Origin of the sequence: Pseudomonas arabinosi (assembly GCF_047758675.1) — a bacterium.
GTDB lineage: Bacteria > Pseudomonadota > Gammaproteobacteria > Pseudomonadales > Pseudomonadaceae > Aquipseudomonas > Aquipseudomonas arabinosi.
In genome coordinates this window covers 2,193,045-2,213,620 of sequence record NZ_CP180480.1, presented here as the reverse complement: position 1 = coordinate 2,213,620, position 20,576 = coordinate 2,193,045, and the positions used below count along the sequence as shown (strand labels likewise).

The window sequence follows — 20,576 nt, the reverse complement described above, 5'->3', positions numbered from 1 at the left end:
ATCTTGTGCCACACTCTCAGCAGTGATATCAAAGAGCCACAATCTCACAATACAATAACAAGGGTGAGCCACATGCAAGGCATGATCATCAGCAATCCGAAGCTGGAATTCCTGCGCCCGGTGCTGGAACGCTGGTTTGACTGTATCGACCGCTACAACGCCGTGCGCGGCGATAACGACACGCCTTACTGGTTCGACGAAAAAGCCAACCTGAGCCTGCTTTCCGCCGCGGCCTGGATGGCGGAAATGGTCACGCTGCAACAAACACCGACCCGCAAACAGACCGAAGAAGGCGAACGCAATGGCCGCGCCGACCTGTTTATCGCAACCAGCGAAGAACGCGCTTACCTTCAGGCGACCCAGCGCTGGCCCCGCGTCAACAGCCTGAACCTGACTCAAGCATTGCTGGACATCACCAGCGACGCCAAACGCATCAGCTACGCCAGCGACCTGAAACTCGGCTGCCTGTTCGTCGCCCCGCAAAAAGCCCAACAAAGCGCCACCCCGGAAGAACTCCAGGACATGGTCGATGACCTGCAAAAGGAACACACCTGCGCGGTGGCCTGGTACTTCCCCTATGCCTATCGCAAGTTGCGCAACGAAGCCGGCAACTATCACCCCGGCATAGCCGTGCTGTTCAAGGAAGCCCGCGGCTGACCCGTTGAACCATCGCGCATCTGCGCTTCTCTATTGATTAGTCAATGCATTCATAGGGAAGATCAGCATGCGCAAGCCCCAGCTCGTTCTCGTCATCGTGCTCGCCGGAGGGCTTGCGGCCTGTGGTGAAACTGCCAGGCTGCAAGTCTCCGACGGCATCGGCCCATCACCCAAGCTGCCAGAACCGAATAAAACCCTGATCCCGACAGTGAACATCGCCCCGGCGATCGGCTGGCCGGACGGCACGAAACCCATCGCCGCGACAGGGACTCAGGTGGCGGCTTTTGCTGAAGGTCTCGATCACCCGCGCTGGCTCTACGTGCTGCCCAACGGCGACGTGCTGGTCGCCGAAACCAACGCACCACCCAAACCCGATGACGGCAAAGGCGTTCGTGGCTGGGTCATGGGCAAAGTCATGGGCCGTGCCGGTGCCGGCGTACCGAGCCCGAACCGCATCACGCTGCTGCGGGACAAGGACCACGACGGCATCGCCGAAGCCCGCACGGTGTTTCTGGAAAACCTCAACTCACCCTTCGGCATGACTCTGGTCGGCAATGACCTGTACGTCGCCGACACGGACCGCTTGCTGCGCTTCCACTATGAAAACGGCGAGACGGCGATCAAGTCGCAGCCGATGAAGGTGATCGACCTGCCGGGCGGTACGCTGAATCATCACTGGACCAAAAACGTCATCGCCAGCAAGGACGGCAGCAAGCTGTACGTCACGGTGGGCTCCAACAGCAACGTCGCCGAAAACGGCATGGACAAGGAAGAAGGTCGCGCGGCGATCTGGGAAGTGGATCGCGCCACCGGCAACCATCGCATCTTCGCCTCGGGGATTCGTAACCCAAACGGCCTGGCCTGGGAGCCTCGGAGCGGCGCACTGTGGACGGCAGTAAACGAGCGCGACGAAATCGGCAGTGATCTGGTGCCGGACTACATCACTTCTGTGAAGGACGGCGGGTTCTACGGCTGGCCTTACAGTTATTACGGTCAGCACGTCGACATCCGCGTGGAGCCGCAAAACCCCGACCTGGTGGCCAAGGCCATCGCGCCGGACTACGCGGTCGGCCCGCATACCGCCTCGTTGGGCCTGACGTTTGCTGAAGGCAACAGGCTGCCGGCGCAGTTCAAGGAAGGGGCATTCATCGGCCAGCACGGCTCGTGGAACCGTGAACCGCACAGCGGCTACAAAGTGATTTTCGTACCGTTCAGCGCAGGTAAACCGGCTGGACAGCCGATTGATGTGCTCACCGGCTTCCTCAACAACGAGGAAAAAGCCATGGGCCGTCCGGTAGGTGTGGTAATTGATCAGCAGGGTGATTTGTTGGTGGCCGATGACGTGGGCAACAAGGTGTGGCGCGTGTCGGCGGTTAAATAAATGTCGAACCGCACATAACCCATGTGGGATCAGCGTTTAGCGCTTGCGACAGAGTGTGAGGCCATCGCCTATCGGCAACAACGACAGGTCGACACGCGAATCATCTTTCAAGGCGCGATTGAGCGCCTGGATGGCTCGGGTGTCTTCGCTCTCGGGATTGTCCTCAAGCACCCGTCCGCTCCACAGCGTGTTATCAAACACCGCCAGCCCGCCGACGCGCAGCAGACGCAATGCGTGCTCCAGATAGCGCGGGTAGTTGGCTTTATCGGCATCGATGAAGATCAGGTCGAATGACGCTTGCTGGTCCAGCTGAGCCAGGGTTTCCAGTGCGGGTGCCAGACGCAGATCGATCCGCTCGGCAAGCCCCGCCTCCTGCCAGTAACGGCGCGCGGTGGCGTTGTAGTCACCGGGAATGTCACAGCAGGTCAGCGAACCGTCATCTGGCAATGCAGCCGCCATGCACAAGGCGCTGTAACCGGTGAAGGTGCCCACTTCCAGCAGACGCCTGGCGCCGGTGAGCTTCACCAATAGCGCGAGGAACTGACCTTGCTCGGGTGCCACCTGCCAGCGAGCCATGGGCAGCGCTTGCGTTTCGTCACGCAAACGCTTGAGCAACGGCGTTTCGCGCAGGGAAACGTCGAGCAGGTATTGATACAGGGAATCGTCTAGATTGAGCGTGCGAGCGGTCATGACAACCTCTGCCATTTAGGGATTGCGTGCCAAGTGCTCAGGTTGCAAGACGCGCTTGGCGCTCAGATAGGCTTTCTGCCAGTAAGCTTTGGACAAGCTATCGAGCTTCACCGTGCCGCCGGTGGCGGGCGCATGGACGAAACGACCTTCGCCGACGTAGATCCCGGCGTGACTGACCTGAGAACCGCCATTGGTGGCGAAGAAGATCAGGTCACCGGTTTGCAGGCCTTCCTTGCCCACACTGGCCGCCTGCATGCTGATCATCTCGCGCGTGGTACGCGGCAGAGAAATGCCGGTGACGTCACGGTAGACGTAACCGATCAGCCCGCTGCAATCGAAACCCGAATCCGGCGTGTTGCCACCCCAGCGATACGGCGTGCCCACCAGGCCGAGCGCGCGGAACAATACGTCTTCTGCCTCAGGGGAGAATGCTTGGGAGGAACTGAAAATAATGGGAGCGCGAACCACCGGCGCAGGAGGCGGTGTACGGCTGGCGCAGGCGCTGAGCAGCGCTGCGAAGAACATGATTGTGAGGCGGGCCGACATCGACATATGCAGAGCATCCTGATCTGGCTGCGGCTTTTTCTGCAGGGGGCGCAGAAAAGAAAACCGCCTGCGCAGGACGCAGGCGGTTTGCCATCAATAATAGATCAGGATTCTAGCTGCTACGTGGCAAACTTCAAGTAAGACTTTAAGTTCACCTTACAAAAAGTCCGCTTACTTGCGCGCCGTGACGATCGCCGGGGACGCAGTCGGTGCCATCGCAAGTGCGCGCTTGGCTTCGATGAAGGTTTTGCTCCAGTAGCTGTCGCCCAGGCTATCGATCCGGACACCACCGCTGCGGCGGCTGCTGGAATGAATGAACTGGTTGTCACCCAGGTAGATCCCGGCGTGACTGACGCGGCCGCGACGGCCATTGGTGGCGAAAAACAGCAAGTCGCCCGGCTCCAGTTTGCCGCGAGAAACCAGCGGGGCGTCGACGTTGATCATTTCGCGAGTGGAACGTGGCAGGTTCAGGCCGGCTTCTTCACGAAACAGGTAACCGATGAAGCCGCTGCAATCAAAGCCAGCTTCGGAGGTGCCGCCGAAACGGTAACGGGTACCGATCAGGGACATGCCGCGTTCGAGGATGCTGTCAGCCAGAACCGGAAGCTGGTACGACTTGCCGCCGGCGAAGTCTGCCAGTTCTTTTTCGGTGGCCGCTTCTTCCTGTTCAAGCGCTTGCTGATACAGAACGGAGGATTGGGCGGTAGCAGAATTTTTAACCTGCTGTTGTTGCTCTTGCTGGGACACTGGAGAGTGAGCAGCGCAACCGAACAACAGGGTGACGAGTGCGAGAGGCACGAGGGGTGCAAAGCGATTTAGCATGGGCACGACCGTGGCTGATAGTTCTAAAGAAGCCGAGACTATGCCTACTATCATCCTCATTTGCAAATTCAATCGAACTTTATGTGACTTCTTGGTTTCGCGTTTACATCTAAGCGCTTAAGCCCGTTTTAGACGTTCGCGCGGCCTGCAACCCTGCAGGAAAGCGGAATTCTTGACGCCTGAAATATGCCAAAACCCGCTACAGGCCTTGGCTTTACCAGCCCAGGGTTTCTTTCAGGAACGGAATGGTCAGCTTGCGTTGAGCTTGAAGGGAAGCCTGATCGAGACGCTCAAGCAGCTCGAAAAGTGCGCTCATGCTGCGCGTACCGCGGGTCAGGATAAAATGCCCGACTTCATCGGTCAGGTGTAATCCGCGACGAGAGGCGCGCAGTTGCAAGGCTCGCAATTTGTCTTCGTCGGAGAGCGGACGCATCTGAAAAATCAGCGCCAAGGTCAGACGGGATTTGAGGTCCGCCAGCTTCACCGGCAGTTCACGCGGGGATGTCGACGCGGCGATCAACAGGCGTCGGCCGCTGTCACGCAGACGGTTGAACAGATGGAACAGCGCCTCTTCCCAATCCGCCCGACCGGCCACCGCCTGCAAATCATCCAGGCAGACCAGTTCGTACTGTTCGAGGTTGTCGAGGATGGCGATGCCGCGATCAAGCAGCTCGGCCAACGGCAAATACACCGCCGGCTCCCCCAGTTGCTCGAAGCGCAGGCAGGCCGCCTGCAACAAGTGCGTACGCCCTACCCCGTCCTTGCCCCAGAGATAAATCAGGCTTTCGGTCCAGCCGGCGTCGGCTTCGCATAGCCGCTCGACATAGCCGAGTGCAGCGGCATTGGCGCCTGGATAGTAATTGATAAAGGTAGCGTCATCACGCAGACGCACACCTAGGGGCAGCTGAATCGGTTTCATGCTGACTGAACAGTTCCAAAGGAACCGTTAGTGGCCTCTGTGTAAAGTTTGCGAAGTTTATACCCGTGAGGCGGGTCGCACAATGCGACAGACCACAAGCAAAATCAAAGGTTTGCGTTAACGCACTGGTTTTATGACAGTTTCTTTGGCGGCGCATGTGACAGCCGCGCAAGGGATTCGGGTCAACCTGGCGACGCACCAGGCTGCCCGCGACGCGTGATCAGAGCCACTTAAAGCTCGGGCTCATCAACACCGCTGTACATATCCGAATCTTTATACAAATCATGCACATGGCGCACCAGCACCATGATCACCGCCGCCACCGGCAGCGCCAGCAGCACGCCGGTAAATCCGAACAGCTCGCCCCCAGCCAGAATCGCGAAGATCACCGCCACCGGGTGCAGACCGATCTTGTCCCCCACCAGCAATGGCGTCAGCACCATGCCTTCCAAGGCCTGCCCCACCATGAACACCGCAACGATACCGAACAGGGGATACAGATCGCCACCGAACTGGAACAGCCCGGCAATCAAAGCCGCACCGATCCCGATAACGAACCCCATGTACGGCACGATCGCCGCCAGACCGGCAATCAACCCGATCAACAGCCCCAGCTCCAGACCTACCAACATCAGGCCGGCCGCGTAGATCACGCCCAGCGCCACCATCACCAGCAACTGCCCGCGCACGAATGCACCCAGCACTTCATGGCATTCACCCGCCAGGACCACAACGCGCTCTTCGCGATCACGGGGCAGCAGGCCGCGGATCTTGGCCATCATCAGGTCCCAGTCCCGCAGCAAATAGAAGACCACTACCGGGATCAGCACCAGATTCGCCAGCAAGCCAATCAATGCAAGGCCGGAGGCCGTTGCCTGACTTAGCACAACACCGACAATGTCAGTGGTTTGGCCCATGTGCTCACTGATCGCCGCCTTGAGCTTGTCGAACTTCCAGAAATTATCCGACAGTCCGAATTTCGATTGCGCCCACGGCAGTGCGGTGTGCTGCAACCAATCGAGCATCTGCGGCGTCAGTTCGTACAAACGAAACAACTGCTTGGCGAGCATCGGCACCAACACCAACAGCAGTGTCGTGAAGATCAAGGTAAACAGCGCAAACACCGCCACCACGCCCCAGGTCCGAGACAGGCCGGCCTTCTCCAGCCGATCCACCAGCGGGTCAAACAGATAGGCCAGCAGCAACGCGACCAGGAACGGGGTCAGAATCGGATGCAACAACCAGACAAACACGCAGAGCAGAACCACCCCACCCAACCAGAACCAACGCCGCGTATCGGCCATGTACAACTCCATATGCATCTATATAAAGAAAGAAAACCGTTACCAACGGAATCGCAACTGCGGCACAGGTGCCGGAGTCGGCGCTACTACCGGTGCCGAACCCTCGGCCGGCTGAGCCGGCGCGACTGGCGCCGGCGCTTCACCGGCCGGAACCTCCTGCAACCTGGCCAGAGACAATTGAGCCTTCAACTGTTCGGCGCTGCCATTGACCCGGTAAAGAATCCGGTCGCCGTCGACACTCTGCAGTCGCGCACCAAACGGCTCAAGCAAGCGCCCAAGCGCCGCGTAGTGTTCCAGATTCATGCCCTGCACCTCGAGCAATTGTTCGCCCGAAGCACCCGGCTTGACGACAAAGCGAGGCGCCAGCCGTTCGCTGACTGCCAGCATCACCGCATCGGCCACCGCGGCCTGATCTGCGCCCTGCACGCTGCCCGCCTCTTTCTTGTCGCCGAGCCACAAATGCCACTTGGCCTGCCACTGCCCGCCCTCTTCACGGGCATGCACCGCGAGCAAGGCGTCAGCGTTGTAACGCTCCGACGCCCCGCGCAGTGGCGTCGCGTCCGTACCTTCCAGATTCGGTGCCGTGGCGACAATCTGCTCACTCAGATCGGCCAGCGGCAGGCGCAGCGGCAGACCTCGGTGTTGAGCCGCTCGGCGCAGCGGTGCAGCACTGGCCTGGCCATCGCCGACGAGGCTCGAGCCCTCGGTGGAATCGTTCAACCACCAGCCGAGGATCGAAGGCCGGTTTGCCCCCCACAACGACAGCCCGGCACGGCGCAACGCTTGCTCAGTGGTGGCCGGATCGAAATCGACCTTCAGCACTTCCGGCGGGCCAGCGTCAAAGCCGTACTGGCTGATGATTTGCTGCGGGTCCTTGCGCAGTGCCGCCAACCCCGGACTTTGTGCAGCCTTGGGATCGCCGGTCAGACGCAACACCAACGTATCCAGCGCTTGCTGGGTCGCCTGATCGCGCACCTCAGGGGTTTGACCACTGACAGGCTGACGCACCTGATACAGGTTTTTGACGGTTTCGGCATGACTCGCCAGGCTGACCAATGACAAACAGCCCGCAAACAAAAATCTGGAAAAAAAGCGCATGGAGGATTCCTGACGACAAGAGCGGCTGGAACAGACCGCGTGAACCGGATTGAGCAAGGCTGTGACCACGCCCCCAAGCAAAACATTCACCCGACCCCGGCAAGTTTTTGCACTGTCCTAACGATAGACGGTTAATAGCGATACCTTATACAGCCATGAAGGAGGCGACCAACACGGGCAATGAAGGTTTTTTTAAACTGATATGCCCCTGCCGTCGGCCTGAGGATGGCCGCTGCCCCTCAAGCCTGATAAAATCGCGCGCCTTCGCAGACCGGCAACAGCCGGGCACCCTGAAATTCGCGGATGGCAATCGCCTTCGTCAGTTTCGGCGGTCCCACTGGACTCGGTCGTTACCCCTGAATCCCCCCTAAAGGCCTGGATCATGAGCAAGCAACCCTCCCTGAGCTACAAGGACGCCGGTGTAGACATCGACGCCGGTGAAGCATTGGTCGAACGCATCAAGAGCGTCGCCAAGCGCACTGCGCGCCCGGAAGTCATGGGCGGCCTGGGCGGTTTTGGCGCCCTCTGCGAAATCCCGGCCGGCTACAAACAGCCAGTGCTGGTTTCCGGTACTGACGGCGTCGGCACCAAGCTGCGCCTGGCACTGAACCTGAACAAGCACGACAGCATCGGCATCGACCTGGTTGCCATGTGCGTGAACGACCTGGTGGTCTGCGGCGCCGAGCCGCTGTTCTTCCTCGACTACTATGCCACCGGCAAACTCAATGTCGAAACCGCGACCCAGGTCGTGACCGGCATTGGCGCTGGCTGTGAATTGTCCGGCTGCTCCCTGGTTGGCGGCGAAACCGCTGAAATGCCAGGCATGTACGAAGGCGAAGACTACGACCTGGCCGGTTTCTGCGTCGGCGTCGTGGAAAAATCCGAAATCATCGACGGTTCCAAAGTCGCTGCCGGCGATGCCCTGCTCGCCCTGCCGTCTTCCGGCCCGCACTCCAACGGCTACTCGCTGATCCGCAAGATCATCGAAGTGTCCGGTGCCGATATCGAAAACATCCAGCTCGACGGCAAACCCCTGACCGACCTGCTGATGGCCCCGACCCGTATCTACGTGAAGCCGCTGCTCAAGCTGATCAAGGAAACCGGCGCTGTGAAAGCCATGGCCCACATCACCGGTGGTGGCCTGCTGGACAACATCCCGCGCGTTCTGCCAAAAGGCGCACAAGCCGTGGTTGACGTCGCGAGCTGGACCCGTCCTGCCGTGTTCGACTGGCTGCAAGAGAAAGGCAACGTTGACGAAAACGAAATGCACCGCGTGCTGAACTGCGGCGTGGGCATGGTCATCTGCGTCGCTCAAGAGCACGTTGAAACCGCGCTGAATGTGCTGCGCGAAGCCGGCGAGCAGCCTTGGGTCATCGGTCAGATCTCCACCGCTGCCGAAGGCGCGGCTCAGGTTGAACTGAAGAACCTCAAGGCTCATTGATGTCCCAGACCTGTGATGTGGTGGTGCTGTTGTCCGGCACCGGCAGTAACTTGCAGGCCTTGATCGACAGCACGCGGACCGGCGACAGCCCGGCCCGCATCGCTGCGGTGATTTCCAACCGCGCCGACGCCTACGGCCTGCAACGCGCCAGGGACGCGGGTATCGACACCCGCACCCTGGATCACAAGGCTTTCGAAGGCCGCGAGGCCTTCGATGCCGCGCTGATCGAATTGATCGACGCGTTCAACCCCAAACTCGTGGTACTGGCCGGCTTCATGCGCATTCTCAGCGCTGACTTCGTGCGCCACTACGCGGGTCGCCTGCTCAACATCCATCCCTCGCTGCTACCCAAATACAAAGGGTTACACACCCATCAGCGCGCGCTGGAAGCCGGCGATACCGAACACGGCTGCTCCGTGCACTTCGTCACCGAGGAACTCGATGGCGGACCACTGGTCGTACAGGCAGTAATACCGGTAGAGTTGCACGATTCGCCGCAGAGTCTGGCGCAGCGAGTTCATACCCAGGAACACCTGATCTACCCGTTGGCTGTACGCTGGTTTGCCGAAGGTCGTTTATCACTCGGCGAGCAAGGTGCTTTACTGGATGGAAAGTTACTCGCGGCCAGCGGCCACTTGATTCGAACCTAGGAGATTTTATGCGTCGCGCCCTGCTCTTCGCTTGCGCTCTGCTCGCACTGCCTTTTGCGCAGGCTGCAGAACTTCAACCTTTCTCCGCCAGCTACACCGCTGACTGGAAGCAGTTGCCCATGAGCGGCACCGCTGAACGCAGCCTGACCAAGCAAGCCAATGGCGCCTGGAAGCTCAGCTTCAAGGCCTCGATGATGATCGCCAGCCTGACCGAAGAAAGCACCCTGACTTTGGACAAGGACACCTTGCTGCCACAGTCCTACCACTTCGAACGTGGCGGCCTGGGTAAAGCCAAGAAGGCTGACCTGGATTTCGACTGGACCAACAAAATGGTCACCGGCACTGATCGCGGTGACCCGGTCAAGATCCCGCTCAACCGCGGCATGGTCGACAAATCCACTTATCAGCTGGCCCTGCAGCACGACGTGGCCGCTGGCAAGAAAAGCATGAGCTATCAGGTCGTCGACGATGGTGAAGTCGATACCTATGATTTCCGCGTGCTGGGTTCGGAAAAGGTCGACACCAAGGCTGGCCAGATCGAAGCAATCAAGGTCGAGCGCGTGCGCGACCCGACGCAAAGCAAGCGCATCACCGTCCTGTGGTTCGCCAAGGACTGGGATTACCTGCTGGTGCGTCTGCAACAGGTTGAAACCGACGGCAAGGAGTACAACATCATGCTCCTCGACGGTACGGTCAACGGCAAGGCTGTCAAAGGCAGCTGATCCGGCCTGACACAAAAATCCGGAATCCGATAAGGGTTCCGGATTTTTTTTGCCTGCTGAAATTCAGATCCGCGCCAGCGCCTGTGCCAGGTCGGCGCGCAAGTCTTCGACATCCTCGACCCCCACGGACAAACGCACCAACGCATCGCCGATGCCGAGTTGCGCACGGGTGTCTGCGGGGATGGTGGCGTGGGTCATGATCGCCGGGTGCTCGATCAGGCTTTCCACCCCGCCCAGGCTCTCGGCCAAGGCAAAGATCCGCACACTCTCGAGGAAGCGCGTGGCACCGGCCAGGTCGCTGTTCAGGTCGAGGGAAATCATTCCGCCGAAACCGCGCATCTGCCGCTGCGCCAGGTTGTGCTGCGGGTGCGACGGCAGGCCCGGATAATAGACGCGCGCCACCTGCGGCTGACGCTCCAGCCATTGCGCCAGGTCCAGCGCGTTGTTGCAGTGGCGTTCCATGCGCAGCGCCAGGGTCTTAACGCCGCGCAGAGTGAGGAAAGCGTCGAACGGCCCGGCGATCGCGCCCACCGCGTTCTGCAGGAAACCCAGACGCTCCGCCAGTTCTGCGTTTTGTCCGACCACCGCGATGCCGCCGATCACGTCGGAGTGGCCGTTCAGGTACTTGGTGGTCGAGTGCAGCACGATGTCGAAGCCCTGCTCCAGCGGGCGTTGTATCCAGGGACTGGCAAAGGTGTTGTCGGCGACACAAATGATGCCGCGCTGGCGGCAGATGCGCGCGATGGCCACGAGGTCGGTGAGGCGCAGCAAAGGGTTGCTCGGCGTCTCGACCATGACCATCCGCGTGTCGTCCTGCAGCGCCGCTTCGAAGGCCGACACATCAGTCAGGTCGACGAAGCTGAAGCGATGCCCGGCGCTGCGCCGGCGCACTTTGTCGAACAGGCGAAAAGTACCGCCGTACAGGTCGTTGCCGGAGACGATGTGCGAATCAGCATCGAGCAATTCGAGCACGGTGGAAATCGTCGCCAGCCCGGAGGCGAACGCGAAGGCCTGGGTGCCGCCTTCGAGGTCCGCAACGCAACGCTCCAGCGCAAAGCGCGTCGGGTTGTGCGAGCGCCCGTAGTCGAAGCCCTTGTGTACACCGGGGCTCTGCTGCAAATAGGTGGAGTTGGCGTAAATCGGCGGCATCAGCGCGCCGGTGGAAGGGTCGGGTGCTTGCCCGGCATGGATCACACGGGTGGCGAAGGCACGTGGCACAGCGTTTTCATCGTGTTGACTCATGTAAGGGATCTCCGTAGGTGAATGAGCATGTCGACTCGTGTAATCAAGCCGTAGAAGCCCGAAGCGTCGGCGATGATCGCCACCAGCCCACGGTCGAGTTCCGCGCGTAGTTCAGCCAGACTGGCGCTTGGAGGCAGGGTTTGCAGCTTATCGGTCATCGCGCTGGCCACACTTGCGCGAAAGTGCGAAGCATCTTCTTGCATGCCCAGCAGAATGTCGGATTCGTCGATCACGCCGACCAGCCGCTGTCCGCCCTCCAGCACCGGCAGTTGCGAGACATCCGCCAGGCGCATGCGCTGGAACGCGGTGAGCAGCGTGTCATCCGGGCCCACGCTGATCACCCGGCCATCCTCGAAGCGCCGTGAGATCAGGTCGCGCAGATCGCCGTAATGTTTGTATTGCAGCAGGCCCTGATCGTTCATCCACTGGTCGTTGTAGACCTTCGACAGGTAGCGTGTCCCGGTGTCGCAGACGAAGCTGACGACCCGCTTCGGCTCGGTCTGCTCGCGGCAGTAACGCAGCGCCGCTGCCAGCAGTGTGCCGGTCGAAGAGCCGCCGAGTATGCCTTCGGCCCGCAGCAGTTGGCGGGCATGATCGAAGCTTTCCTCGTCGCTGATCGAGTAGGCGTGGCGCACGCTCGATAAGTCGGCAATCGACGGAATGAAGTCCTCGCCGATGCCCTCCACCGCCCAGGAGCCGGGCGTGCTCATGGTGCCGCTGCGGCTGTATTCGGCCATCACCGAGCCGACCGGGTCGGCCAGCACCATGACCAGGTCCGGTTGCACGCGGCGAAAGAAACGGGTCAGCCCGGTCAGCGTACCGGCCGAGCCGACGCCAACGACGATGGCGTCCAGGTCATGCTGAGTCTGCGCCCAGATCTCCGGCGCAGTGCTGCATTCGTGGGCCAGCGGGTTGGCCGGGTTGTTGAATTGATCGGCGAAGAAAGCGTCGGGGATTTCCAGCGCCAGTCGCGCCGCAACGTCCTGGTAGTAATCGGGATGGCCCTTGCCGACGTCGGAGCGGGTGATATGCACCTCGGCGCCCATCGCCTTGAGGTGCAAGACCTTCTCGGTGGACATCTTGTCCGGCACCACCAACACCACTCGGTAGCCCTTGGCTCGGCCGACCAGAGCCAGGCCAAGGCCGGTGTTGCCGGCGGTGGCTTCGACGATGGTGCCGCCGGGGCGCAGGCTGCCATCGCGCTCGGCGGCGTCGATCATCGCCAGGCCGATGCGATCCTTGATCGAACCACCGGGGTTTTGCGATTCAAGCTTGAGGAACAGCGTGCACGGGCCGGTATCGAAACGGCTGACGCGCACCAGCGGCGTATTGCCGATCAGTTCGAGTACGGCGGGTCGGGAGTCGGTGGGCATGTCGTCACCTCGCTACAGAAATCAGCACTGGATGGACAGCAACCGACGGCGAGTCATCGCGCGCCAGTCGCGGCAAAGTATCGCTTGGACCATAGGCCGGGATGGCGCCACCCGCAACCTTGCACAGCCAGCCGGTAGCGTCGCCGGAACGACAAAACCGGTCGACGCTCAGACCGAAAACCGCGCCACCATCGTATTCAGATCGACCGCCAACCGAGACAGCTCCTGGCTCGCGGCACTGGTTTGATTCGCCCCGGCAGACGTCTGCAACGCCAGATCGCGAATGTTCATCAGGTTGCGATCCACCTCGCGCGCGACAGCCGCTTGTTCCTCTGAGGCGCTGGCGATCACCAGGTTGCGCTCATTGATCAGAGTAAACGCCGTGGCGATTTCTTCCAGCGCCGTGCCGGCGGCTTTCGCCACTTCCAGGGTCGAACGCGCGCGCGTGTTGCTCTGCTGCATCGAGCTGACCGCCGCATCGGTGCCATGCTGGATGCCGGAGATCATCTGTTCGATTTCCTGGGTTGATTGCTGAGTCCGGTGCGCCAGCGCCCGCACTTCATCGGCCACCACCGCAAAACCGCGCCCGGCACTCCCGGCCCGCGCCGCTTCGATGGCCGCGTTCAGGGCCAGCAAGTTCGTCTGCTCGGCAATCGAGCGAATCACATCCAGGACTTTGCTGATGCCATAAACTTTCTGCGCCAGGTCCTCGACCTGGGTCGCATTGGCCGTGACATCGTCGGCCAGGGATTCGATGGACAACACGGTCTGATGCACCTGCGCGCGACCGTGCTGGGCGATCCGGTCGGATTCCCGAGACGCTTCGGATGTGGCCACCGCATTACTCGCCACCTCTTCCACCGCCGCAGTCATCTGATTCACCGCCGTGGCGGCTTGGTCGATTTCCAGGCTCTGCTGATGCAGGCCTCGGGTGGCCTCTTCGGTCACGCAACTGAGTTCTTCCGAGGCCGAGGCCAATTGGCTCGACGAGTCGGAAATACGCCGCAGGGTTTCGCGCAAATTCCCCTGCATGCTCTTGAGGGCGTGCAACAGCCGCGCCGGCTCGTCCTTGCCGCTGATGTTGATATCGCCGGTGAGATCGCCGCCAGCCACGCCTTCAGCCACCTTCAACGATTGGGAAAGTGGCACGACGATGCTGCGGGTCAGCAGCAGCGCCAGGCCGATGGTCATCAGCGCTGTCAGACCAATCATCACCCCGACCCAGACCCGCGATTGGCTGAACACCCGACGCCCCGCCTCTGTCGCCAGGTTAGCGTTGTGCTTGTTCAGTTCGACCAATGCCTTGAGGGTGACGGCGATTTCATCGGCCAACGGACTCATCTCGCCATTGAGGATGGCAGCCGCCTCTTCCACCCGTCCCTGAGCAGACAGCGTCATCACCTGAGTCTGGAACTGCAGGTAGTGTTGCTCCGAGGTTTTGAAGCGGTCGAACAGCACACGCTCTTCGGGCAACACGATCAGCACCTCATAGCGCTGTTGAGGCTCATCCAGGAGACCTTTGAGCTCGTTGAGTTTGCTGAGGTTTTGCGCCAGCACCTGCGGGTCCCGGTTGAGCAACAGGCGCATAGTCAATGCCCGCAGCCGCAGCATGTCCTGATTCATCTCCCCGACCGCCATCACGCTGGGCAGCCAGTTGTCATCGACCTGATCGGACTGCGCTCGCATGTTCGACATTTGCAGCAGGGCGAACGCCCCCAATCCAAACACCATCAACGCCAGCAGGCCAAAACCCAGGCCCGCGCGCGGCGCAATATTGAGACTTCTGATACTCATTGCTCTGGTTCCTTCCAAAAGCGCTGCATCAACCCTGCAGCGGGTTGCCTTAGAAGGTATCGGCCCTGAGAGATTTTGCGTAAGACGAAAAAGTGATATCAAAACGCCTTGCTACTTCGATCGTCAGGCAGTAACGATTCAGCGCTCGGGAATGGGCGCGCAAGAAAGTGGAACGCGTCACTGGAGGAGTGCTCTATACCTTCAAGGTCTTTTTTGATCGAATGACTTTTCCTGTTGCCTACGAGGTTTCCCATGACTGTCACCGTCAACACCGTCTCCACCGAAGGTTTTCGTCACAGCGTACAGATCGATGACCATCAACTCTTTGCCGACGTACCGACACTCGCCGGCGGCGAAGGCTCGGCGCCCGAGCCACACGATTACTTCGACGCGGCCCTGGGTGCCTGCAAGGCCCTGACCCTGAAGATGTACGCGAAGAAGAAAGACATCCCGCTGACCGGTGTCACGGTCGAGGTCAAACGTGACAACAGCGAAGAGCAGAAAGGTAAATATGCCCTGCACGTCAAACTGACCCTCAAAGGTGTGCTCACAGACGCCCAGCGCGATGAGCTGCACCGCGTGGCCGACCGTTGCCCGGTCCACAAGTTGATGACCACCACCGATGTCAGCATCGAAACACACCTGTCTGAAGGTGCCTTCAGCCAATAGCGGCAAGGGCTGCGCAAGCGGGTTATGCTCCACGCATTACCCGCTCAGCCTGGAATGCAGCATGAACACTCCGCTCGTGATCCGTCCCCGCGCCGAAGATGTCGAAGGCCAGCCCATTCTTCGCCCGCTGCCGTCAGCCAAATGCCGCAGCGTCGGGCCCTTCGTGTTTTTCGACCACATGCTCGAAACCCGCTATGAAGCGGGAAAAGGCATGAACATCCGTCAGCATCCGCACATTGGTCTGTCGACCCTCACGTACTTGTTCGAAGGAAAAATCCAGCACAAGGACAGCCTTGGCTCCGACCAAGTGGTGAACGCCGGTGATGTCAGCTGGATGACGGCGGGCAGCGCGATTGCCCACGTCGAGCGCACGCCTGAGGCGTTGAAGGACAGCGGCTTCACGATGCACGGCTTGCAGATTTGGCTGGCCTCACCCAAAGATAAAGAGCACGGTCCCGGACACTACAGCCACCATCCGGCGGCCACGCTGCCGGTCAGCGATAACCTGGGAGTGAAGATCCGGATGATTGCCGGGTCAGGCTTTTGTCTGGAATCACCGGTCCCGGTGCTTTCTCCGACGCTGTATGCCGAATTGAACCTGCAAACGGCGACCACCTTGCTGATTCCAACCGAGCATGAAGAGCGGGCGTTGTATGTGCTGGACGGCGAGGTGCAACTGGATGGCGAGTTGATAGAACCGCATTCGCTGGTGGTGTTGCCGGTCGGGGAAGAGATGACGCTGTTCGCTGAAAGCGACTGTCATGCCGTGCTGTTTGGCGGGGCGCCGCTGGATGGGCCGCGGCGGATAAACTGGAACTTCGTGGCGAGCGATCCGGCGTTGATCGATGAAGCGCGGCGACGCTGGGCGGCCGGGGATTGGCCGACGGTGCCTGGGGAAAGTGAGAGGATTGAGTTGCCGCGGTAGGTAGCGTCAGGCTGAAAATCGACCCCTCACCCCAGCCCTCTCCCCATGGGGGAGAGGGGAAAGGGAGCCGATCTCCATGGCTTTTAGTTCCTGAGTTCGACTCTATTTCCCCGGTCGCAGAATATCTAAAAAGCACCTCGATCAGTCCCCTCTCCCTCCGGGAGAGGGTTAGGGTGAGGGCTTTTTGCTTTTAGCCTTTAAACACTTCATCCAGCAAGTTGTGCATCGACGCAAACGCACGCCCCGCCGTCTTCGCGTCATACATCATCATGCCCGGCACATTGGCGTGCGGATCGGTGAAGGAATGCACCGCGCCGCCGTAGCTCAGCAGCTGCCAATCCACACCCGCCGCATTCATTTCAGCTTCAAACGCCGGCAGTTGCTCTTTCGGCACCAATGGGTCGGATGCGCCGTGCAGCACCAACACCGAGCCTTTGATGTTTTTGGCGTCCGCCGGGTTCGGCGAATCCAGCGTTCCGTGGAACGACACCGCAGCCTTCACTGGCGCGCCGATACGCGCCAGGTCCAGCGCGCAGCAGCCGCCGAAGCAGAAACCAAAGGTCGCCAGTTTCGAGCTATCAACCGCCGCTTCGTCCTGGATTTGCAGCTGATCGAACGCTGCTTGCATGCGTTTGCGCAACAACGGCCGATCATGCTTGAGCGGCATCATGGCTGCCCCCGCCTCGTCGCCGTTCTGCGGACGGACCGACTGACCGTAGAGATCCGCGATCAGCACCACATAACCCTTGGACGCCACGGACTTGGCGATCTCCTCGGCACTGGCGCTGACGCCCATCCAGTTCGGCGCCATCAACAGACCGGGACGTGGGCCCTTGTGGTCGGCATCGAACGCCAGACGGCTTTCATACGACTGGCCATCAATCTGATAAGCGACGGAACGAACAGTGATTTGGCTCATGACTAACTCCCAGTAAAAGACACCAGAATAAAAAAACCCGCCGAAGCGGGTTTTTGTACAACGCAGTTAAACCGACAGTTCAACCAGCAGCTTGTTGAGACGGCGCACGTAGGCGGCCGGGTCTTTCAAGCTGTCGCCGGCGGCCAGGGCCGCCTGATCGAAGAGGATGTGCGACAGGTCGCCGAAGCGCTCGTCGCTCTGCTCGTTGTCGAGCTTCTCGATCAGCGGGTGAGCCGGGTTGAATTCGAAGATCGGCTTCGATTCCGGAACCTTCTGACCGCTGGCTTCGAGGATCTGACGCATCTGCATGCCCAGGTCCTGCTCGCCGATGGCCAGAATCGCCGGGGAGTCGGTCAGACGATGGGAAACCCGCACTTCAGCGACGGAATCGCCCAGTGCAGTTTTCAGACGCTCAACCAGACCTTCTTTGGACTTGGCGACTTCTTCCGCAGCTTTCTTGTCTTCTTCCGAATCCAGGTTGCCCAGGTCCAGGTCACCGCGCGCCACGTCGACAAAGCTCTTGCCGTCGAAGTCGCTGAGGTAGCTCATCAGCCACTCGTCGATGCGGTCGGTCAGCAGCAGCACTTCGATGCCTTTCTTGCGGAAGACTTCCAGGTGCGGGCTGTTTTTGACTTGCGCGTAGGTTTCGCCGGTCAGGTAGTAGATCTTGTCCTGACCTTCCTTGGCGCGAGCCAGGTATTCGGCCAGACCCACCACTTGCTCGCCTTCATCACCGTTGGTCGATGCGAAGCGCAGCAGGCCAGCGATTTTCTCTTTGTTGGCGAAGTCTTCTGCCGGGCCTTCTTTCATGACCTGGCCAAAGTTTTTCCAAAAGCTCTTGTATTGCTCAGGCTCGTTCTTCGCCAGCTTTTCCAGCATGTCGAGAACGCGCTTGGTCAGCGCCGACTTCATGGAATCAATGATCGGGTCTTTCTGCAGGATTTCCCGCGACACGTTCAGCGACAGGTCGTTGGAATCGACCACGCCTTTGATGAAGCGCAGGTACAGCGGCAGGAACGACTCGGCCTGATCCATCACGAACACGCGCTGCACGTACAGCTTCAGGCCTTTCGGCGCTTCACGCTGGTACAGATCGAATGGAGCACGGGCCGGCACGTAGAGCAGCGAGCTGTATTCGAGCTTGCCTTCGACCTTGTTGTGGCTCCAGCTCAGCGGGTTCTCGAAATCGTGAGCGACGTGCTTGTAGAACTCCTGGTATTCCTCGTCTTTCACTTCAGTACGAGGGCGAGTCCACAAGGCGCTGGCGCGGTTGACGGTTTCCCATTCAACGGCCGGTTGCTCTTCACCTTCAACGGCGGCCACTTCTTTCGGCAACTCGATCGGCAGAGCGATGTGGTCGGAGTACTTCTTGATGATGTTGCGCAGACGCCAGCCATCGGCGAACTCGTCTTCACCGGACTTCAGGTGCAGGACGATGCGAGTGCCGCGCTCGGTTTTATCAACGGTGGCAACTTCAAAATCGCCTTCGCCCTTGGACGACCAGTGCACGCCTTCGCTGGCAGCAGCACCGGCACGACGGCTGAACACGTCGACTTTATCGGCGACGATGAATGCAGAGTAGAAACCCACACCGAATTGACCAATCAGGTGCGAGTCTTTTTTCTGATCGCCGGAGAGATGTTTCATGAAGTCGGCAGTACCGGATTTGGCGATGGTACCCAGGTGGGTGATCGCATCTTCACGGCTCATGCCGATACCGTTGTCTTCGAGGGTGACGGTTTTAGCGTCCTTGTCGAAGCTCACACGGATTTTCAGTTCGGCGCCACCTTCCAGCAATTCAGGCTTGGACAGGGCTTCGAAACGTAATTTGTCGACAGCGTCAGAGGCATTCGAGATCAATTCGCGAAGGAAAATTTCCTTGTTGGAATACAGCGAATGGATCATGAGGTGCAGCAGCTGCTTCACCTCGGTCTGGAAGCCCAGGGTTTCCTTTTGAGTTTCCACACTCATGGTCATCAAACTCCAATCAGATGGCAGTGGCCGCGACCTGAAGGGTCGGCGGCGGGTTGTCATCAAAGTTGGGGGCTGAGTTCAGGATTTCAAGGGCTCTTCAATTTTGAAATGGGCACGGGCCGTGGCAATCGGTTCGGCTTCAGTGCTTTGCCAGGCCGTAATCGCAACGTTGGCGACCCGGCGACCCTGCCGGCAAACCTGGCATCTGGCCCAGGTGTCGCGAAACTGGCCGGTGCGCAGATAGTCGAGGGAGAAATCGATGATCTTCGGCACACCCGGCGAACCGGTGAAAATCAGCAGGTGCAGCGCTGCGGACAGCTCCATGAACCCGGCAATCACGCCACCATGAATCGCCGGCAATAAAGGGTTACCAATGTTGTCCTTGTTGGCCGGCAAGCGAAACAGCAGATCATCCCCCACCCGCGAACATTCGACGCCAATCAGTTTGGCGTAAGGGATCAGGTGCAGCAGCGAGGCGTAGTCGCCCTGCTCATGTGCCTGCTGAAGTTGTTCCTTGAAGGAATCGGTCATTTCGCACCTCCGGCGATGACGCCGCCAAAGCCTTTGGTGCCCTTGATGGCTTTGCCCATGCGCATGAAGGTGCCTACTACATGAGCGATGGGCTGCTCGGGATCGTCCTGATAGGCGAAACCGCGAGCAAAGATCACATCCGTGGTCACCCGGTAGCACTGGGCAAAACCGTAGACATCTTTATGCGGCTCGGCGGCGTGCATGTAGTCGATGCGCAGGTCGAGGGTCGGACAAACTTCGAACTCGGGCAGCACGCAAAGGGTGGACATGCCGCAAGCCGTGTCCATCAACGAGGTCAGCGCCCCGCCATGAATCACGCCGGTTTGCGGGTTGCCAACAATTTGAGGACTGTACGGCAAGATGACCGTCAGGCCTTCGCTGCTGGCGCTGTGAACCCGCAGCCCAAGTACCTGACAATGTCGCAGCGCCGATAGAAATCGTGTAGCGCGCTCAAAAACGGGGTTTTCGGCCATTTTGATAAAACTCTTCTTAGTGTCCAGGCAACGCACTACGCGTTTTTAGTAAAAGTTCCCGTCGGAATAATCTTATATATCTGTATGAATTGAGGAACTTAACGCTATGGGCTGTGCTCTTAATGCCAGTAGATATTTTCCATAAGGAGAAACACCCCATGCGTAAGACTTTAGCTATTGCCTTGATGTTGACCGCTTCCCTCGGTCTCGCAGCCTGCGATAAAAAATCCGAGGACAAAGCTCAAGATGCTAACCAACATGCCGAGCAAGCTCAGCAAGCTCAGCAAGACATGAGCAAAGCTCAGGATAAAGTGAACGACGCTGCGAAAGAAAACGCCGAAGCTGCCAAAGCTCAGGCTGAATCGAACGAAGCTGCAGCAAAAGAAGCACCTAAAAACTAAAGCGGTTTTTAGCGTGATAAAGAAAACCCGCCAAGTGCGGGTTTT

General features: G+C 59.7%; 20 protein-coding genes and 2 pseudogenes. 8 read left to right on the top strand and 14 right to left on the bottom strand.

Annotation, left to right across the window (positions count from 1 at the left end):
- Positions 1-72: 72 nt before the first annotated feature.
- Positions 73-657: a hypothetical protein gene (locus tag ACMXYJ_RS10350; protein ID WP_415759723.1), complete on the top strand. Its 585-nt coding sequence runs from the start codon at positions 73-75 to the stop codon at positions 655-657.
- A gap of 67 nt (positions 658-724) precedes the next feature.
- A complete protein-coding gene (locus ACMXYJ_RS10345; RefSeq protein WP_415759722.1) occupies positions 725-2,038 on the top strand; it encodes a PQQ-dependent sugar dehydrogenase in 1,314 nt (437 codons plus the stop codon).
- A 36-nt stretch (positions 2,039-2,074) separates the two neighbouring features.
- Here ACMXYJ_RS10345 and ACMXYJ_RS10340 read toward each other — a convergent pair whose 3' ends face one another.
- From ACMXYJ_RS10340 to ACMXYJ_RS10315, 6 genes are all read right to left on the bottom strand, one after another.
- Positions 2,075-2,728, bottom strand: coding sequence for an O-methyltransferase (locus ACMXYJ_RS10340; protein WP_415759721.1), 654 nt, complete (start codon positions 2,726-2,728; stop codon positions 2,075-2,077).
- A 15-nt stretch (positions 2,729-2,743) separates the two neighbouring features.
- Positions 2,744-3,280, bottom strand: a complete 537-nt coding sequence (locus ACMXYJ_RS10335) for a C40 family peptidase (RefSeq protein WP_415759720.1) — start codon at positions 3,278-3,280, stop codon at positions 2,744-2,746.
- A 165-nt stretch (positions 3,281-3,445) separates the two neighbouring features.
- Positions 3,446-4,096 carry a C40 family peptidase gene (locus tag ACMXYJ_RS10330; RefSeq protein ID WP_415759718.1) on the bottom strand — a complete coding sequence of 217 codons (651 nt, stop codon included), beginning with the start codon at positions 4,094-4,096 and terminating at the stop codon, positions 3,446-3,448.
- 214 nt (positions 4,097-4,310) lie between these two features.
- Positions 4,311-5,015 (bottom strand): DnaA regulatory inactivator Hda, encoded by a 705-nt coding sequence (gene hda, locus ACMXYJ_RS10325; protein WP_008148645.1) that lies wholly within the window; start codon positions 5,013-5,015, stop codon positions 4,311-4,313.
- A 230-nt stretch (positions 5,016-5,245) separates the two neighbouring features.
- Complete coding sequence (locus ACMXYJ_RS10320) at positions 5,246-6,319, bottom strand: AI-2E family transporter (RefSeq protein ID WP_415759717.1); 1,074 nt, start codon at positions 6,317-6,319, stop codon at positions 5,246-5,248.
- 39 nt (positions 6,320-6,358) lie between these two features.
- Positions 6,359-7,417, bottom strand: coding sequence for a DUF2066 domain-containing protein (locus tag ACMXYJ_RS10315; protein ID WP_415759716.1), 1,059 nt, complete (start codon positions 7,415-7,417; stop codon positions 6,359-6,361).
- Positions 7,418-7,799: 382 nt separating this feature from the next.
- On the opposite strand from ACMXYJ_RS10315, the gene purM reads away from it, so the two are divergent.
- The 3 genes from purM to ACMXYJ_RS10300 are packed head-to-tail and all read left to right on the top strand — an operon-like array spanning position 7,800 to position 10,230.
- A complete protein-coding gene (purM, locus tag ACMXYJ_RS10310; RefSeq protein WP_008148639.1) occupies positions 7,800-8,858 on the top strand; it encodes a phosphoribosylformylglycinamidine cyclo-ligase in 1,059 nt (352 codons plus the stop codon).
- A complete protein-coding gene (purN, locus tag ACMXYJ_RS10305; RefSeq protein WP_074880550.1) occupies positions 8,858-9,508 on the top strand; it encodes a phosphoribosylglycinamide formyltransferase in 651 nt (216 codons plus the stop codon). The genes purM and purN overlap by 1 nt, the downstream gene beginning before the upstream one ends.
- An 8-nt stretch (positions 9,509-9,516) precedes the next feature.
- On the top strand, positions 9,517-10,230 hold the full coding sequence (locus ACMXYJ_RS10300) for a DUF3108 domain-containing protein (RefSeq protein WP_102614662.1): 714 nt from the start codon (positions 9,517-9,519) through the stop codon (positions 10,228-10,230).
- A gap of 63 nt (positions 10,231-10,293) precedes the next feature.
- Here the strand turns inward: ACMXYJ_RS10300 and ACMXYJ_RS10295 are convergent, their stop codons facing one another.
- The 4 genes and pseudogenes from ACMXYJ_RS10295 to ACMXYJ_RS10280 all read right to left on the bottom strand — a co-directional run.
- Complete coding sequence (locus ACMXYJ_RS10295; protein WP_415759714.1) at positions 10,294-11,472, bottom strand: trans-sulfuration enzyme family protein; 1,179 nt, start codon at positions 11,470-11,472, stop codon at positions 10,294-10,296.
- Positions 11,469-12,845 carry a pyridoxal-phosphate dependent enzyme gene (locus tag ACMXYJ_RS10290; RefSeq protein WP_415759712.1) on the bottom strand — a complete coding sequence of 459 codons (1,377 nt, stop codon included), beginning with the start codon at positions 12,843-12,845 and terminating at the stop codon, positions 11,469-11,471. The genes ACMXYJ_RS10295 and ACMXYJ_RS10290 overlap by 4 nt, the downstream gene beginning before the upstream one ends.
- 168 nt (positions 12,846-13,013) lie before the next feature.
- A pseudogene (locus tag ACMXYJ_RS10285) lies at positions 13,014-13,613 on the bottom strand (methyl-accepting chemotaxis protein); the annotation flags it as partial.
- Between the two features lie 303 nt (positions 13,614-13,916).
- A pseudogene (locus ACMXYJ_RS10280) lies at positions 13,917-14,576 on the bottom strand (MCP four helix bundle domain-containing protein); the annotation flags it as partial.
- Between the two features lie 315 nt (positions 14,577-14,891).
- On the opposite strand from ACMXYJ_RS10280, the gene ACMXYJ_RS10275 reads away from it, so the two are divergent.
- Both ACMXYJ_RS10275 and ACMXYJ_RS10270 read left to right on the top strand, forming a co-directional pair.
- On the top strand, positions 14,892-15,308 hold the full coding sequence (locus ACMXYJ_RS10275; RefSeq protein ID WP_223430794.1) for an OsmC family protein: 417 nt from the start codon (positions 14,892-14,894) through the stop codon (positions 15,306-15,308).
- A gap of 61 nt (positions 15,309-15,369) precedes the next feature.
- A complete protein-coding gene (locus ACMXYJ_RS10270) occupies positions 15,370-16,233 on the top strand; it encodes a pirin family protein (protein WP_415759711.1) in 864 nt (287 codons plus the stop codon).
- A gap of 190 nt (positions 16,234-16,423) precedes the next feature.
- Here the strand turns inward: ACMXYJ_RS10270 and ACMXYJ_RS10265 are convergent, their stop codons facing one another.
- The 4 genes from ACMXYJ_RS10265 to ACMXYJ_RS10250 form a co-directional block, all read right to left on the bottom strand.
- On the bottom strand, positions 16,424-17,152 hold the full coding sequence (locus ACMXYJ_RS10265; RefSeq protein WP_415759709.1) for a dienelactone hydrolase family protein: 729 nt from the start codon (positions 17,150-17,152) through the stop codon (positions 16,424-16,426).
- A gap of 66 nt (positions 17,153-17,218) precedes the next feature.
- Positions 17,219-19,123: a molecular chaperone HtpG gene (gene htpG, locus ACMXYJ_RS10260; RefSeq protein ID WP_415759708.1), complete on the bottom strand. Its 1,905-nt coding sequence runs from the start codon at positions 19,121-19,123 to the stop codon at positions 17,219-17,221.
- Between the two features lie 81 nt (positions 19,124-19,204).
- Complete coding sequence (locus ACMXYJ_RS10255; RefSeq protein ID WP_415759707.1) at positions 19,205-19,657, bottom strand: PaaI family thioesterase; 453 nt, start codon at positions 19,655-19,657, stop codon at positions 19,205-19,207.
- Complete coding sequence (locus ACMXYJ_RS10250; protein WP_033055901.1) at positions 19,654-20,130, bottom strand: PaaI family thioesterase; 477 nt, start codon at positions 20,128-20,130, stop codon at positions 19,654-19,656. The genes ACMXYJ_RS10255 and ACMXYJ_RS10250 overlap by 4 nt, the downstream gene beginning before the upstream one ends.
- Before the next feature lie 158 nt (positions 20,131-20,288).
- Between ACMXYJ_RS10250 and ACMXYJ_RS10245 the strand changes: the two genes are divergently transcribed.
- On the top strand, positions 20,289-20,531 hold the full coding sequence (locus tag ACMXYJ_RS10245; protein WP_415759706.1) for a hypothetical protein: 243 nt from the start codon (positions 20,289-20,291) through the stop codon (positions 20,529-20,531).
- The last annotated feature ends 45 nt before the right edge of the window (positions 20,532-20,576 follow it).

What these genes read in the sequence shown, in the direction of transcription:
- ACMXYJ_RS10350 (WP_415759723.1), top strand. Translation starts at nt 73, where the DNA reads ATGCAAGGCATGATCATCAGCAATCCGAAGCTGGAATTCCTGCGCCCG.
- ACMXYJ_RS10345 (WP_415759722.1), top strand. Translation starts at nt 725, where the DNA reads ATGCGCAAGCCCCAGCTCGTTCTCGTCATCGTGCTCGCCGGAGGGCTT.
- ACMXYJ_RS10340 (WP_415759721.1), bottom strand. Translation starts at nt 2,728, where the DNA reads ATGACCGCTCGCACGCTCAATCTAGACGATTCCCTGTATCAATACCTG.
- ACMXYJ_RS10335 (WP_415759720.1), bottom strand. Translation starts at nt 3,280, where the DNA reads ATGTCGATGTCGGCCCGCCTCACAATCATGTTCTTCGCAGCGCTGCTC.
- ACMXYJ_RS10330 (WP_415759718.1), bottom strand. Translation starts at nt 4,096, where the DNA reads ATGCTAAATCGCTTTGCACCCCTCGTGCCTCTCGCACTCGTCACCCTG.
- hda (WP_008148645.1), bottom strand. Translation starts at nt 5,015, where the DNA reads ATGAAACCGATTCAGCTGCCCCTAGGTGTGCGTCTGCGTGATGACGCT.
- ACMXYJ_RS10320 (WP_415759717.1), bottom strand. Translation starts at nt 6,319, where the DNA reads ATGGCCGATACGCGGCGTTGGTTCTGGTTGGGTGGGGTGGTTCTGCTC.
- ACMXYJ_RS10315 (WP_415759716.1), bottom strand. Translation starts at nt 7,417, where the DNA reads ATGCGCTTTTTTTCCAGATTTTTGTTTGCGGGCTGTTTGTCATTGGTC.
- purM (WP_008148639.1), top strand. Translation starts at nt 7,800, where the DNA reads ATGAGCAAGCAACCCTCCCTGAGCTACAAGGACGCCGGTGTAGACATC.
- purN (WP_074880550.1), top strand. Translation starts at nt 8,858, where the DNA reads ATGTCCCAGACCTGTGATGTGGTGGTGCTGTTGTCCGGCACCGGCAGT.
- ACMXYJ_RS10300 (WP_102614662.1), top strand. Translation starts at nt 9,517, where the DNA reads ATGCGTCGCGCCCTGCTCTTCGCTTGCGCTCTGCTCGCACTGCCTTTT.
- ACMXYJ_RS10295 (WP_415759714.1), bottom strand. Translation starts at nt 11,472, where the DNA reads ATGAGTCAACACGATGAAAACGCTGTGCCACGTGCCTTCGCCACCCGT.
- ACMXYJ_RS10290 (WP_415759712.1), bottom strand. Translation starts at nt 12,845, where the DNA reads ATGCCCACCGACTCCCGACCCGCCGTACTCGAACTGATCGGCAATACG.
- ACMXYJ_RS10275 (WP_223430794.1), top strand. Translation starts at nt 14,892, where the DNA reads ATGACTGTCACCGTCAACACCGTCTCCACCGAAGGTTTTCGTCACAGC.
- ACMXYJ_RS10270 (WP_415759711.1), top strand. Translation starts at nt 15,370, where the DNA reads ATGAACACTCCGCTCGTGATCCGTCCCCGCGCCGAAGATGTCGAAGGC.
- ACMXYJ_RS10265 (WP_415759709.1), bottom strand. Translation starts at nt 17,152, where the DNA reads ATGAGCCAAATCACTGTTCGTTCCGTCGCTTATCAGATTGATGGCCAG.
- htpG (WP_415759708.1), bottom strand. Translation starts at nt 19,123, where the DNA reads ATGAGTGTGGAAACTCAAAAGGAAACCCTGGGCTTCCAGACCGAGGTG.
- ACMXYJ_RS10255 (WP_415759707.1), bottom strand. Translation starts at nt 19,657, where the DNA reads ATGACCGATTCCTTCAAGGAACAACTTCAGCAGGCACATGAGCAGGGC.
- ACMXYJ_RS10250 (WP_033055901.1), bottom strand. Translation starts at nt 20,130, where the DNA reads ATGGCCGAAAACCCCGTTTTTGAGCGCGCTACACGATTTCTATCGGCG.
- ACMXYJ_RS10245 (WP_415759706.1), top strand. Translation starts at nt 20,289, where the DNA reads ATGCGTAAGACTTTAGCTATTGCCTTGATGTTGACCGCTTCCCTCGGT.